Source organism: Stenoxybacter acetivorans DSM 19021 (assembly GCF_000745895.1).
Lineage (GTDB): Bacteria > Pseudomonadota > Gammaproteobacteria > Burkholderiales > Neisseriaceae > Stenoxybacter > Stenoxybacter acetivorans.
Genome location: NZ_JQKE01000069.1, coordinates 1 through 14,554, shown reverse-complemented (window position 1 = coordinate 14,554; position 14,554 = coordinate 1). Strand labels below are relative to the sequence as shown.

The 14,554-nt window shown below is 43.7% G+C and carries 11 protein-coding genes and 1 pseudogene; 6 read left to right on the top strand and 6 right to left on the bottom strand.

All coding sequences use genetic code 11. The features are described from left to right. Positions 1–263 precede the first annotated feature (263 nt). Positions 264–1,124, bottom strand: coding sequence for a ParB/RepB/Spo0J family partition protein (locus Q384_RS09400; RefSeq protein ID WP_037587387.1), 861 nt, complete (start codon positions 1,122–1,124; stop codon positions 264–266). Positions 1,125–1,733: 609 nt separating this feature from the next. Between Q384_RS09400 and Q384_RS14080 the strand changes: the two are divergent. Continuing rightward, positions 1,734–1,898: pseudogene (locus Q384_RS14080) on the top strand (IS1595 family transposase); the annotation flags it as partial. A 68-nt stretch (positions 1,899–1,966) separates the two neighbouring features. Here Q384_RS14080 and Q384_RS09395 read toward each other — a convergent pair. From Q384_RS09395 to Q384_RS09370, 5 genes are all read right to left on the bottom strand, one after another. Next, complete coding sequence (locus Q384_RS09395) at positions 1,967–2,731, bottom strand: ParA family protein (protein ID WP_037587385.1); 765 nt, start codon at positions 2,729–2,731, stop codon at positions 1,967–1,969. Further along, a complete protein-coding gene (gene rsmG / locus Q384_RS09390; protein WP_037587383.1) occupies positions 2,728–3,363 on the bottom strand; it encodes a 16S rRNA (guanine(527)-N(7))-methyltransferase RsmG in 636 nt (211 codons plus the stop codon). Before rsmG ends, Q384_RS09395 begins: the two co-directional genes overlap by 4 nt. Positions 3,364–3,689: 326 nt before the next feature. Next, a complete protein-coding gene (gene ilvC / locus Q384_RS09385; RefSeq protein WP_037587381.1) occupies positions 3,690–4,706 on the bottom strand; it encodes a ketol-acid reductoisomerase in 1,017 nt (338 codons plus the stop codon). 333 nt (positions 4,707–5,039) lie between these two features. Then, the gene (locus Q384_RS09380) at positions 5,040–6,224 is read right to left on the bottom strand and encodes an acyl-CoA dehydrogenase (RefSeq protein ID WP_037587380.1); all 1,185 of its coding nucleotides are present in this window, start codon (positions 6,222–6,224) and stop codon (positions 5,040–5,042) included. A gap of 443 nt (positions 6,225–6,667) precedes the next feature. Continuing rightward, entirely contained in the window at positions 6,668–8,992 is a 2,325-nt protein-coding gene (locus tag Q384_RS09370; protein WP_037587376.1) for a penicillin-binding protein 1A, read from the bottom strand. Positions 8,993–9,189: 197 nt separating this feature from the next. On the opposite strand from Q384_RS09370, the gene pilM reads away from it, so the two are divergent. The 5 genes from pilM to Q384_RS09345 are packed head-to-tail and all read left to right on the top strand — an operon-like array spanning position 9,190 to position 14,247. Next, positions 9,190–10,299 (top strand): type IV pilus biogenesis protein PilM, encoded by a 1,110-nt coding sequence (gene pilM / locus Q384_RS09365; RefSeq protein ID WP_051940833.1) that lies wholly within the window; start codon positions 9,190–9,192, stop codon positions 10,297–10,299. Continuing rightward, on the top strand, positions 10,296–10,889 hold the full coding sequence (locus tag Q384_RS09360; protein WP_037587374.1) for a PilN domain-containing protein: 594 nt from the start codon (positions 10,296–10,298) through the stop codon (positions 10,887–10,889). Before pilM ends, Q384_RS09360 begins: the two co-directional genes overlap by 4 nt. Positions 10,890–10,918: 29 nt before the next feature. Continuing rightward, complete coding sequence (locus Q384_RS09355; protein WP_037587371.1) at positions 10,919–11,554, top strand: type IV pilus inner membrane component PilO; 636 nt, start codon at positions 10,919–10,921, stop codon at positions 11,552–11,554. Between the two features lie 48 nt (positions 11,555–11,602). After that, on the top strand, positions 11,603–12,109 hold the full coding sequence (locus Q384_RS09350) for a pilus assembly protein PilP (protein WP_037587368.1): 507 nt from the start codon (positions 11,603–11,605) through the stop codon (positions 12,107–12,109). A 14-nt stretch (positions 12,110–12,123) separates the two neighbouring features. After that, a complete protein-coding gene (locus Q384_RS09345) occupies positions 12,124–14,247 on the top strand; it encodes a type IV pilus secretin PilQ (RefSeq protein WP_037587366.1) in 2,124 nt (707 codons plus the stop codon). Positions 14,248–14,554 lie beyond the last annotated feature (307 nt).

The window sequence follows — 14,554 nt, the reverse complement described above, 5'->3', positions numbered from 1 at the left end:
CATAACTGCAAGGTTTTCTTGGTATTTGAACAGATTTATTGCAGTGAATTATAACATAAACTCAGTATTTATTGTATATTTTCAATCACTTGCCAGTAATTCAGGAGCAACCAGCTAAACAACTATTTTTTACACATGGATTCCCACTTGTCAAATACTTCCCAGCCATAAAATAGCAAATTACTGCGTTACTACCATATCTCCCAATAACCTATTTGTGCGTTTCTAATTATTCACTGACAACCCTGCATACCGTTTAAAGCTCACCATTGCGGCAAATCCACCCCAAGCTGTGCCAATAAATCATGGAGTGTTTCCGGATTATTAAAATGCAGCACAATACGCCCGCTTTTTTGATTTTTACTTACTATCTCCACTGGAACCGATAATTTTTGCATCAACAATTCAGCCAGCTTCAAGGCTTCGGCATTGTTTTCGTGAACATCGGTTTGCGGCTTACCTTTTAATAATGACTGACTGCGTTTTTCCACCTCACGCACCGACCAACCGTTTTTTGCCGCTTTTTGCGCCAAATCCACTTGCTGTACCACCGATAAACTCAATAAAGCACGAGCATGCCCCATTTCCAATTGCCGCGCATACATCAAATCCTGCACTGGCTGCGGCAAATTCAACAAACGCAAACTATTGGAAATACTGCTGCGGCTGCGCCCCACCGCATGGGCAACAGTATCGTGGGTTAAACCAAACTCATCTACCAAACGTTTTAAACCTTGCGCTTCTTCAATCGGATTCAAATTTTCGCGTTGTATATTTTCAATCAAACCCATTGCCAATGCGGTTTCATCGGAAATTTGTTTAATCACCACCGGAATTTCAGTTAGCCCCGCCAATTGGCAAGCTCGCCAACGGCGTTCACCCGCAATCAATTCATATTGAGACAAACCCATTTCACGTACAATCACCGGTTGAATCACGCCCTGTGCTTTGATTGATTCTGCCAAATCATGCAAGGCTTCATCGTCCATCTGCATGCGCGGCTGATAACGCCCCGGCACAATATCGCTCACCAATACCGACGACAAACGATCATTACCGCTGACATCGCTGCCCGAGCCCAACAGAGCGTCCAACCCCACGCCCAAGCCTTTGATTTTTGCCATGCTGCTCCTATTTTTTATATTTTCAGGCTTTTGCCTACGTCTTTACCGATATTCTTACATAACACTATTATCAAAGAAAGAATGCTTTGTGAATAAGCACCCTTTCCTTTTATTTACTTGTTGGTTTTAATAGAATTATTTCGCTTTAATTTACCCGCATCACACCAATACCGTCATATTCACGCAGTAACTGCTACGTTTCCGATATTTTATCAGCAAACGGCCACGTTTCGATTGTTCAATGAATTTATAAATAAAATCAAATAATCATAATTTACAAATAAATCAAGACAGTAGATAATTCTTTATGTATCCGAGTGATTTGAAAGATAGCCAATGGGCGATAATAGAGCCTTTTTTGATGCCAAAAAAGGAAACATTTGCAAAAACACAGTAAACAAGATCTGATCAATTCTGTACTCTACAGAATAAAAACGGGGATCAATGGGATAGGTTACCGGTTACATCAAGATTTTTCATCTCATAATACGGTTTGGTGCTTTTATCGCCGTGTTTGCGCAAACGGCTTACGGGGTAAAATTTTGCAAGCCATTATGTCTAAGAACCCATGTTCAATAATGCTTAAGCAAAGTATGCAAAAGAGAAATGATGAAATCATTTGGCTCTTCGTCATTACGACATTTGCACCAATTCAACGGTATTTCCAAAGACCATTTCTATCTGTATCTGAAAGAGTGTGAATGGCGTTTCAACAATAGCAATCAAAAATATCAATTATTCTATTTAAAACAACTAGTAAAGACAAAAATATCTCGGTTATCCAGTACAGCCCTAAAAGTAAAACTTAATTCAGCCTCTTCCTTTTCATCTACTTGAAAATATTAAATCTTCTCCAACAATTCATCGGCAAACTCCAAATAAGCCACAGAACCGCGTGCTTTGGGGTCGTATGCAAGAGCGGGGATACCGTGGCTGGGGGCTTCTGCCAAGCGGATATTGCGTGGAATTAAGGTCTTGAATAATTTATTGGGAAAATATTTTTCCAGCTGTTCATCAACTTGCTGCGATAATAAGCTGCGCGGATCGTACATAGTGCGCACAATGCCCAAAATATCCAACTTTGGATTGACACTTTGACGAATCTTGCGAATGGTGGCAATTAAATCGGAAATACCCTCTAGAGCATAATACTCGCATACCATCGGTACAATCACTTGATTGGCAGCCGCCAAAGCATTAACTGTGAGTAAAGTTAAAGTGGGCGGGCAATCAATTAAAATACAGTCGTAATCGTTTTGCACGGTTTCCAATGCGTTTTTTAAGCGCATCTCGCGTGCCGGCTCTTGCACCAACTCAACTTCCGCACCCGCTAAGGTACGATTTGCCGCCAATAGATCGTAATTACCGCCTCTGCTGTGAACCACCGCTTGTTTTATATTCGCCTCACCCAGCAATACCGCATAACTACCGGCACGAACATTGCCTTTATTGATGCCGCTGCCGGTGGTGGCATTTCCTTGCGGGTCCATATCCACCACCAAGATTTTTTTACCGCGATAAGCCAACGAGGCTGCCAAATTAACAGCGGTAGTGGTTTTGCCCACACCACCTTTTTGATTTGCCAGCGCAATGACTAAGGCATTCATATCATATCCTTTTTGCGCATTAACACCATATGCCGTTCGGCATTTAAACCGGGTACATTTAATTTATCTACACTCAACACCTCAACGGTATTGGGCAACTGCGCAATTTCTTCATAGGGATGTACGCCTTTCATCGCCGCCCACATGCCGCCGTCTGCCATCAATTGTTTGGTAATATTGACAAAATCTGCCAATTCAGCAAAAGCGCGGCTGGTAATCACGTCAAAATGCTCACCAACCATGGCTTCTACTCTTGCGGTAATGACTTGGACATTATTCAGTCCCAATTCAATTACCGCTTGCTGTAAAAACGCGGTTTTTTTGCTGTTGGCATCTAATAATGCCACCGGCAAATCAGGGCGAGCAATCGCAATTGGAATACCGGGCATGCCGCCGCCTGAGCCGACATCAATCAAACCGCGTGCGTCTTGCACATAAGGCAGCAAAGTGAGGCTGTCTAAAATATGGTGGCTGATTACCGATGTTTCATCACGCAAAGCGGTAAGGTTATAAATACTGTTCCATTTTTTTAACAAATCAACAAAAGCCAGCAACTGCAATTGCTGCGGTACGCTTAAATTGATGTTCATGGTTTGCAGACCGGATTGGAGGATTGATTTGATGTTGTTCATTGCCTCTCCATAAAAAATTAAATGACACAGACACCGCACAGTTTATTTTAGTGGTGCCGTAAAAATATGCTGCTACCAAAATACTCAATACTATGCAAAAAAACCGTTATTACATAGGACAATATACCGCAGACTACTATCTTAAAAGTAAATATTTTTGATTACCGGCTGCCTGAAAAAAGCGGAAATATTATCAGCAACCATGCTGTGGTTATCCGATATTAATCAATCGGTTAAATGGCTAAAAACGGTCTGTATCAAAGACTACAGACCGTTCTGAATACCGTTAAGGCAATACAGAATTGCCTTAATTGATTTCAATATACTTAATTTTTCTCTTGGTCCACCAGTTTATTTTTGGCAATCCACGGCATCATGCTGCGCAGCTGATTACCCACTACTTCAATTTGGTGATCGGCAGTGATTCGGCGGCGTGCCGTCATAGACGGATAATTGGTTGCCCCTTCTTGAATAAACATTTTGGCGTATTCACCGGTTTGAATGCGTTTTAAGGCGTTGCGCATGGCTTCGCGTGAAGTGCTGTTAATCACTTCTTTACCGGTTACATACTCACCATATTCAGCATTATTGGAAATGGAATAATTCATGTTGGCAATACCGCCCTCATAAATCAAATCCACAATCAATTTCATTTCATGCAAGCACTCAAAGTATGCCATTTCGGGTGCATAGCCGGCTTCTACTAAAGTTTCAAAACCCATTTTGATCAACTCAACCGCACCGCCGCACAATACCGCTTGCTCACCGAATAAATCGGTTTCGGTTTCTTCGCGGAAATTGGTTTCAATCACACCGCCTTTAGTACCGCCATTTGCAGCCGCATAAGACAGGGCAATATCACGGGCTTTTCCGGACTGGTCTTGATACACTGCAATTAAGCTGGGAACACCGCCGCCTTTTTTGTATTCACTGCGTACGGTATGACCCGGACCTTTCGGTGCAACCATTACCACGTCTAAATCGGCGCGCGGTATGATTTGGTTATAATGCACATTAAACCCGTGTGCAAACGCCAGCACTGCACCTTGTTTTAAATTCGGTTCAATGTCTTTGTTATAAACTGCGGGCTGACTTTCATCGGGCAGTAAAATCATCACCACATCAGCGGCTTTTACAGCCTCAGCCACTTCACGCACATCATGACCTGCGTTTTCTGCTTTCTTCCAAGATGCTCCGTTTTTGCGCAAACCAACAATCACATTGACACCGGAATCTTTTAAATTCGCCGCATGTGCATGACCTTGCGAACCATAGCCGACAATGGCAACGGTTTTGCCTTTAATCAAAGACAAATCGGCATCTTTATCGTAATAAACTTGCATTTCATTTCCTTATATTGAGATGAGGTGTTGGCAATAATATTCTTTAAACTGAGGCTGCTTGAAATTCATTTTTTTTTCAGGCAGCCGCTTGGTGGAAAGTGTGTGCTGAAAATATTCACAGGGCATTGTGCCGCTACCTTTTTCAGCTTATTTGCTATCCGAAGACAAAGACGGCATCGTACCCTATTTTTCAATTACTTCGCAAATGCCGCAAGCAAAATCAGCCGTTTGATTTCCAAAAAATACACAGCAAAGGCTGCCTGAGAAAACACAGTCAATATTTCAGGCAACCTGAGATCGGTTTAATTAAGATTTAAATTAAGCGAGAATATCCTAAAACGCGGCAATTCCGGTTTGCGCTCTGCCCAAAATCAGGGCATGAATATCGTGTGTACCTTCATATGTATTCACTGCTTCCAAATTCATCATGTGGCGAATCACGTGAAATTCATCGGCAATACCGTTCCCACCGTGCATGTCTCGCGCCATGCGGGCAATTTCCAAGGCTTTTCCGCAATTATTGCGCTTAATCAACGACACCATTTCCGGCGCAGCTTGCCCTTCGTCCATTAAACGCCCCACACGCAAGGCTGCCTGAAGCCCCAGCGTGATTTCGGTTTGCATATTTGCCAGTTTAATTTGTATCAATTGATTTGCCGCCAAAGGACGGTTAAATTGTTGGCGGTTTAAAGTGTATTGCCGCGCGGCATGCCAGCAAAATTCCGCCGCACCCATAACACCCCAAGCAATACCGTAACGGGCTTTATTCAGGCAACCGAACGGTCCTTTTAAGCCGCGAATATCGGGAAAAGCATTTTCTTCAGGCACGAATACATCATTCATCACGATTTCACCGGTAATTGACGCACGTAAGGAAAATTTGCCTTCAATTTTGGGCGCACTTAATCCCGCCATGCCTTTTTCCAAAATAAAACCGCGAATATCACCCGCATCGTCTTTTGCCCACACCACCAGCACATCGGCAATCGGACTGTTGGTAATCCACATCTTACTGCCATTTAAGCGATAGTCGCCATCAACCGCACGCGCGCGGGTCTGCATGCCGGCGGGATCAGATCCCGCATTGGGTTCAGTTAAACCAAAGCAGCCCACCCATTCACCACTCGCTAATTTCGGCAGGTATTTTTCACGCTGCGCTTCAGTGCCATAAGCCCAAATCGGATGCATTACCAAACTTGATTGCACACTCATGGCGGAGCGATAACCCGAATCCACCCGCTCCACCGCACGAGCAATCACGCCATAAGCCACATGCGACATGCCCGCACAGCCATAGCCGCTGATGGTTACACCCAATAAACCCATTTCACCCATTTGACGCATGATGCTACGATCAAAATATTCATGACGATTGGCATTCACGATACCAATCATTAATTCATTTTGGCAAAACGATTCGGTGGTTTCTGCCACCATGCGTTCTTCGTCAGTGAGTTGTTGCTGCAGCAACAGTGCATCGTCCCAAGCAAAAGGAACACGGCGGTGCTGCTGTTTCATATTTATCTCCTCAACTTCCGATTTCACTGCCGTTAAAAATCAGTATTTTTAACAATATACCAATACCGTACAGGCAAACAGGAAAGCATCATAAAAACCCTTTAATTACAGTAAATAATGAAAGTCAATGCGGTGATCAATCACCAATGTACTTATGAAAGCATAAACAAAGAATTGCCGCACTGTTTGCATTGCTGTTCAACCACAATCATTCGGTATTTCAGTTATCTTAAAATGCTGAACCGGCTGCCTGAAAAATATCGGCAACTCCTTTTTACCGCTGTTGTGCGGCAAATCAACTGATGCAGCAACTGCTTTCTAATGCCGGCTACAATCCTCTGTATGCTTTCATTTCTCGCCATAAAAATAACAGTTTTGGTCGCAGAGATTTGGGTATTTCACTCACCATATGCTTCCGATACTGTACTGGAATTTTATTTTTACTAGAATAAAGCGTCCAACTGGCTGCTGCTTGAAGAACCGAGCGGTGATGCGCCTTCATTCGATCCGCCCGAATTGCTTTCTGCGCTGCTGCTGTTGTCTAAAGCCAATGCCGGATTAGTATGAACGAATTCTTTCATAAAATATTCACCGCCGCTTTGTACGATGCCTGCCGGTATCGGCATTTTTGCTGTCGGCACGTCTTTTAAGGCATAACGCATATAATTTACCCACACCGGCAAGGCAATCGTGCCGCCATAGCCAACGCGTCCCATACTGCGCGGTTTATCAAAACCAATAAAGACTGCACCCACCAAATTTGGATTAAAGCCCACAAACCACGCATCTTTGTAATCGTTTGTTGTACCGGTTTTGCCGGCAACATCACTTCGCCCCAAAGCCCTTGCGCGTGCGGCTGTGCCGTGATTAACCACATCTTGCATTATTCGGTACATGATGTAAGCGTTGCGCGGATCAACCACTTGCGGCGCATTTTGCTTCGCCACCAAAGGTTGCATTTGCGCTTTCAATTTGCCGTTGCCATCAAAAATTTTATCAATCACATAATTGGAAATTTTGTAACCGCCGTTGGCAAACACGGCATAACCCTCCGCCATTTGCATGGGTGTTACCTCACCGCTGCCCAATGCCATGGACAAACTGTCGGGTATTTGAGTGGGTTTAAAGCCGAATCGCTGCACGTATTCTTTGGTATACGGCACACCAACGGCCATTAAAATACGAATCGACACCATGTTTTTTGAAGCAGTCAGTGCCTGGCGAACGGTGATAAAACCGGAATAACGGCCATCAGAATTTTTCGGATTCCACGTGCTGCGGTTTTGTCCTAAACCCGGTAAAGAAATTGGCGCATCATTAATCACGGTTGCCGCCGTGATGCCTTTGGATAGACCGGCTGAATAGACAAAGGGCTTAAATGATGAACCGGGCTGCCGCTGTGCCTGAGTAACCCGATTGAACGTGCGCCGCTGGAAATCATAGCCGCCCACCAATGCTTTTACGGCACCGGTTTGCGTATCCAGTGCCACAAAAGCACCTTGCAATTCCGGTTGCTGCGCCGCCTGATAATCACCGTCTTTATTTTTACGCACGTGAATCACAGAGCCAACGCGCACAGAAGCTTCACCCAATTTATCGTTATTAATGGCACGTTTTATCCAGTTATAGGTATTGCCGGTTAGTTTAATTTCGCCCTCACCCGACACATACACCACCACAGCATTGGCAGGCAAGTCCACCACCACTGCCGGTTTCATACCGTCAACAGCATATAAGCTTGCCAAATACTGCTCAATATATTCGTCACGAGTTTCCGCCGCCTGCTGGCTGATGTCTAAAAAACCTTCAGCACCACGGTAACGTGCACCGCTATCAAAACCAGTCAACGCCTTACGTAAAGATTCCGTGGCAACTGCCTGTGCAGTTGAATCTACTGTTGTGTAAACACGAAAACCCTGAGTGTAGGTTTCTTCGCCGTATTTTTCAAACAGCTGCTGACGTACCATTTCAGCCACATACAAAGAATTTGGGTCAATATTGAGGTTGTAGTTTCCGTAGTGCAATTTTTCGTTTAATGCAGCATCGTGTTCTTGCGCTGTAATCATGCCCAACGCCAGCATATTGTTCAGAATATAGTTTTGACGCAATTTGGCACGCTGCGGATTCACAATCGGATTAAACACAGAGGGTGCTTTGGGTAAACCTGCCAGCATGGCAGCTTGAGCCAAATCCAACTCTTTCACCGGTTTATTGAAATAGGTCTGCGCCGCCGCCGCGAAACCGTGCGCGCGCTGCCCCAAGTAAATTTGATTGAAATACAATTCCAAAATCTGGTCTTTAGTGAGCGACTGCTCCATTTTGTACGCCAGTAACGCTTCATTGAATTTTCGCGTGTACGTGCGCTCATTGGTGAGATAAAAATTGCGGGCCACTTGCTGGGTAATGGTGCTGGCACCGGATTGTGTGCCGCCGGTCAGGTTAGAAACGAACGCCCGTGCGATGCCCATCAAATCCACTCCGCCATGTTCATAAAACCGCTTATCTTCCGCTGCCAGCACAGCATCTTTCAGCGTTTGCGGAAAGTCGGCTATTTTCGTAAAAGCACGCCGTTCTTCTCCGAATTGACCCAATAATTTCCCGTCTGCGGAATACACCATAAGCGGCATTTTCGGTTGATAGTGCGTTACTGCTTCCAATGAAGGCAGCTTGGGATAAACCGCCAACACGGCAATTGCCAGTAAACCAACAGCAAACAAACCCAAACCCAAACAGAAGCCGATAATTGTAATAAGTAATTTTTTAATCATAAAATTTAGTTTTGGTTACCAAATATTCCAATGATACTGAAAATAGAAGATGTGTATAGAGACATTATGATATATGGCTGTAATACTATGATATATATTACAGATGAGGTACACTTAAAATCACAGAAGCCAGAGGTTAGCAGATTTAAACACCCATCTCTAAATCCGCAGCCATCAACATTCCGCAGGAATTTATCATGCAAATCAACACCAGTTTTCTTAAGCTCGGGAAAAAAAACAGTAATAAGAATACGTTACCTACAGGAAGCGGGCAAAGTCTCGGTATAGACATCAATGATAATGCCATTTGCATGGTACTACTTAATGCTAAAAATTTAAATCAGATTCGTTTGGAAAAATATACTGTTGTTCCTTTACCGCGAAATACTGTTGCTTCGGGTAACGTGGATAATTATGACGAACTTGTTGCATATTTACAACAAGCAAAACAAAAGCTGGGCAGCAATGCCAAAAACATCACTGCTGCCATATCGCGCAAGCAAGCCAATATTTCAACGTTGTATTTTGACGAAGAACACTCAGAATTAAATTTGGAAGAATTTGTCGAAATGGAAGCCAGCAATGTCGGCATTGATAACCTGCGTTATGATTATGCACAGCTTCTGTCTTTGGGTACAGAACCCAATATTTTATTAAGTTGCTGCAATAGCGAAGTCGTTGATTCCCGTACTGATGCACTGTCTGCTGCCGGCTTTACACCCGATCTGATGGATATTGATCTTTTTGCACTTGTCAATGCTTTCAGCGTTTGGATCAACAATGAAAACCCTGCATTGAGCGGTAAAACACTGGCTCTTTTTAATGTTGAACGTTACAGCACACAAGCCGTTATCACGTATCAAGGTCGTATTTTATTTGAACAAGAAATCGCTTTAGGGCGTGAATATCAGGTACAAGCTGTACAACGCCAATACCAGCTGAGTGAAACCGATGCCATCCACCTGATACAATCCGACAATCAGCCTGATGATTTTCACGAAACCATTGCCGTTGCTTTTCAAAATCAATTAGTCCAAGAAATTCAGCGGTTTTTCCAATTTTATCAAACGGCAGACAGCAAAGAAGATCCCAGAAACATAGAGTATATTCTGATTTCCGGTTGCAGTAGCAGCGGTGCTTTCGGGTTGTCGGACTTAATCCAAGAAAAAACCAACATCAACGCCGAACAAATCAATCCTGCAGAAACTGCACAACCCATAAGCAAAATTAATGAAACGCAATTGATGTACGACATCAATGAGCTTGCTGTTGCCTTTGGCTTAGCCATTCGAGGTTTATTGAAATGATCCCATTAATTAAAATCAACTTACTGCCTTATCGTGAAGCCATCGTCCAAAAACAAAAACAACACCTGAAACAAATTTTGTTATTGGGCTTAGTCGCGGGTTTGGGTTTGTCTGCACTGGCTTATTTCACGCTGGATTCACGTCTTTCCTCACAAACAGACCGTAACCTTGTTTTGAAAAACGGCATCAAACAGCTTGATGAGCAAATTGTACAAGTCAAAGAACTGGAAAAAGAAAAAGAAGAATTTTTCCGGCGAAAACAAAAAGTGGAAGAATTGGAAAGTTTGCGCTTTGAAGGTGCACGTATCGTGGACACACTGAATACCATTGTTCCGGATGGCTTGGTGTTAAGTAGCATTACCTCTTCCGATAAAACAGGGTTAACATACACCATTGACGGAAAAGCCATCAGCGACAGCAAAATCGCCATGTTTATGCGCGCCATACCGGCTTCAGGATTATTTGGTACACCAGAATTATTAAGTATTAAAAAAAATAATGATGTGCAGGAATTTAAACTAAGCGTCGGTATCTTGCGCGCTACCCAAGATACTGCCCAAAAAGCGTCGGAAACCACCAAGAAAAACTAAAGAAACAGCGAACCAGCTAAGGGTAAATCATGGATTCAAAAAACCTCAACCTCAAAGAAATTGATCTAAAAAACCTATACAAATTGGGTGCACCCATACAAATGGGCGTTGCCGTGTTAGTGGGTATCGCTGTATTGGTTTTGGCTTGGTTTTTGGTACTCAGCAGTATTCGCGCAGACACAGCCAATCTCGTTGTAGAAGAAGACAAACTCAGACAAGAGTATGAGGAAAAAAGCATTCAGGCAGCCAACTTAGATGCGTATCAAACAGAATTGGATAATTTACACACCTCATTTAATGCCCTGCTCAAACGCTTACCTACTGAAGCCGAAATTCCCAATCTGATTCAGGAATTACATCAAGCTGCCGCTACTAACGGTATGCGCATAGACAGCCTAACCCCACAAGCCCCGGTTACTGAAGACTCAGTAGAAAGACTACCTTACACCACTTCGCTCACCGGCAACTTCGACCAAATCAGCCGTTTTTTGCGTGATGTCGGACATCTTTCCCGTATTGTTACACTGGACGCACTCACCTTACGCAAAGACAATAAAAGTGACAACTTAATACTCAATGCCACAGCCAACACTTATAAAGCCTTAGCAGCCCAAGCAACTGACAGCAACACTCAGGATGATGATAAAACAAAAAATAAAAAATAACGGTCTGATAACTTATTGATAAAAAGTGAATCTATAATGAAAATGGCAATGAAAAAACTTTTATGGCTTTTGCCTGTCTGTATGGGCATCAATGCTTGCTCCGCACCACACGGTGATTTGCAAGACTGGATGAAACAGACCCGTGCAAAAGCCACCGAAAAAATTAAACCACCGCCGGTAACAGAAAATTCACAAGCCAGCAGCTACACCCCGCCGCCCGCACCTGCGCTGAATAGCTTCAATGATGCACGTTTGCGCGTGGGCACAACGGGTGCAAATGCCCCCGATGTAAACCGCCCAAAAGAATTATTGGAAAACTTTGGCTTGGAAAATTTGCGCTACGTTGGTTCAATTATTCGTCAAGGGCAAGCACCAACTGCTTTTATTGAAGCAGACAATCTTGTTTACCCGGTCAAAATCGGCAATTACTTGGGGCAAAATTATGGGCATATCAGTAAAATTACACCGGATAACCTTGTAATTACGGAGCAGGTAGAAGATAACTACGGCAACTGGACCACTCGAGATACAGAAATCCCGCTCAGCGGCGAATGATAAGGAAAATCATCATGAAATTAAAACAATATACTTTTATCACCGCCTGTGTACTGGGCTTATTGGCGCAAAATGTGTGGGCTGGTAATATTACCGGCATTGATGTTTCATCATTGTCAGGCAATCAAAAGATTGTTAAAGTACGCTTTGATCGCGATTTAGTACAACCAAGCGGTTTTGTTACCCAATCACCAGCCCGCATCGCCCTTGACTTTGCCGGCAGCGGCATTGCATTACCTCAGCCTGTATTAGAATACAACGACAGCCTGCTGCGCCAAATCACTGCTGCGGAAAGCGGTAATCGCACACGATTGATGCTCTCACTCACCCAAAACGGACAATACCGCACCGAAATTCACGGTAATGAAGTGTGGGTGTACGTTACAACCGGTTCTGCACCCGCTGCCGCTCCTACCCCAATTGCTGCTCCCGCCGCCTCTGCTTTCGTTGCCGCTCCCATCATAGAAAGCCGAACAGAGCAATCTTCTGCATCAACCACTTCTGCAAACCGCTCTGTTAATGTCGGTGTGGATTTTCGCAAAGGCAGTAACGGGCAAGGCATCATATCTATTAATTCAGGTAGCCCCGCTGAGCCCGATGTAAAACGTCAGCCCGACCGTTTAATTCTTACCTATAAAAACACACCAATCAATGCCGCTCAGCAACGCAATCTTGATGTCGGAGACTTCAGTACGCCCGTGCGTACCATTAGCTTGCGCCGCTTAGGCAATGACACACAGCTCACCATCAGCATACAAGGCAATTGGGATTACAGCATCAATAACAGCGGTAACGGGCAAAATATTGAAGTTCGCCCCAATATTGATGTTGCCAATCAAGGCTTGAGAAACGTACCCAAATCATTCAAGGGCGGTAAAATTTCCTTGGATTTTCAAAATATTGATGTACGTACCATTTTGCAAATTCTTGCCAAGGAATCCGGCATGAATATTGTCGCCAGCGACAGCGTTCAAGGCAAGATGACTATTTCCCTTAAAGATGTGCCATGGGATCAGGCCTTGGATTTCGTGATGCAGGCACGTAATTTAGACATGAGAAAACAAGGCAATATCATCAATGTTGCCCCGCGAGCAGAAATGCTTGCCAACGACAAAGCGGTGTTGCAATCACAAAATGAAGTGGAGACTTTAGGTCCCTTAGTATCACAAACTTTCCAGCTCAAATACAAGAATGTAGAAGAATTCCGCAAAATTCTGCGTATTGAAGACAGTGGTAGCTCCAATAAAAATTCCATTCTCACTTCGCGCGGCAGTGCTTTAATTGATCCTGCCACCAACACATTGATTATCACCGATACGCCGTTTGTGTTGCAAAAATTTGAGCGTTTAATCGCTGAATTAGATGTACCCGTTAGACAGGTGATGATTGAAGCACGGATTGTGGAAGCCAACGATGGCTTTTCACGAGCATTGGGCGTGATGCTGGGTGTCGCACACAACCACAGCAATACACCCGGTACAGCCACATGGGTCAGAGGCGGAAGCACCGATGGTTTAGGTAATTACGGTGATGGTTTGGGTTTGCCCAATGTTAATCTGCCGATTAGCAATCCAACATCCATGATATCTATCGTACGCAGCACATTATCCAGTGTTTTGGCATTAGAATTACAAGCCATGCAATCCGAAAATCGAGGGAAAATTATTTCCAGCCCCCGCATTTTAACGCAAGATCGCCATGAAGCCGTGATTGAATCGGGTACGGAAGTACCGTATCAAGAGGCCTCATCAAGCGGGGCCACCAGCACCAGCTTTAAAAAAGCAGTTTTGGGTTTAACCGTTACCCCGCAAATCACACCGGATGGCAAAATCATCATGGACATTAAAATCAACAAAGACGCTGTTGACAGGAGCTGTAACCCATACAGCGATGTACCGTGTATTGCCACCCAAAATCTCAACACCCGCGCCATGGTAGAAGACGGCGGTACTGTTATCTTGGGCGGCGTTTATAGAGAAGAGAACTCCAACACTGAAAATAAAGTACCGTTGTTGGGTGATATTCCCATTTTGGGCAATTTATTCAAAAGCCGCTCTCGCAATCAAACCCGTGAAGAGTTGCTGATTTTTATCACACCACGCGTGATTGAAAACTCAGGTAGCGTATTGCGTTATTGAACCTGCTTTTTGGCAAATCAATAAGTCAATAATATAGATCAGAAGCAGCCTTTAAATTTCAAAATTTAAAGGCTATTTTTTTGAATTTGGTTTGATGGATTTAGATAGTCGCTCCTGAATTACCGGCAAGTGATTGAAAATATACAATAAATATTGAGTTTATGTTATAATTCACTGCAATAAATCTGTTCAAACACCAAGAAAACCTTGCAGTTATGAAGCCGAAACAACCCAACAATCACCCTGATTTATTCCAATTACAATTATCTCAAATTATTAACATGAATCACCCTTTGGTGAAATTATC

Bases quoted from the DNA above. Each gene is read 5' to 3' on its own strand.
- Q384_RS09400 (WP_037587387.1), bottom strand. From the start codon at position 1,124: ATGGCAAAAATCAAAGGCTTGGGCGTGGGGTTGGACGCTCTGTTGGGC.
- Q384_RS09395 (WP_037587385.1), bottom strand. From the start codon at position 2,731: ATGAATGCCTTAGTCATTGCGCTGGCAAATCAAAAAGGTGGTGTGGGC.
- rsmG (WP_037587383.1), bottom strand. From the start codon at position 3,363: ATGAACAACATCAAATCAATCCTCCAATCCGGTCTGCAAACCATGAAC.
- ilvC (WP_037587381.1), bottom strand. From the start codon at position 4,706: ATGCAAGTTTATTACGATAAAGATGCCGATTTGTCTTTGATTAAAGGC.
- Q384_RS09380 (WP_037587380.1), bottom strand. From the start codon at position 6,224: ATGAAACAGCAGCACCGCCGTGTTCCTTTTGCTTGGGACGATGCACTG.
- Q384_RS09370 (WP_037587376.1), bottom strand. From the start codon at position 8,992: ATGATTAAAAAATTACTTATTACAATTATCGGCTTCTGTTTGGGTTTG.
- pilM (WP_051940833.1), top strand. From the start codon at position 9,190: ATGCAAATCAACACCAGTTTTCTTAAGCTCGGGAAAAAAAACAGTAAT.
- Q384_RS09360 (WP_037587374.1), top strand. From the start codon at position 10,296: ATGATCCCATTAATTAAAATCAACTTACTGCCTTATCGTGAAGCCATC.
- Q384_RS09355 (WP_037587371.1), top strand. From the start codon at position 10,919: ATGGATTCAAAAAACCTCAACCTCAAAGAAATTGATCTAAAAAACCTA.
- Q384_RS09350 (WP_037587368.1), top strand. From the start codon at position 11,603: ATGAAAAAACTTTTATGGCTTTTGCCTGTCTGTATGGGCATCAATGCT.
- Q384_RS09345 (WP_037587366.1), top strand. From the start codon at position 12,124: ATGAAATTAAAACAATATACTTTTATCACCGCCTGTGTACTGGGCTTA.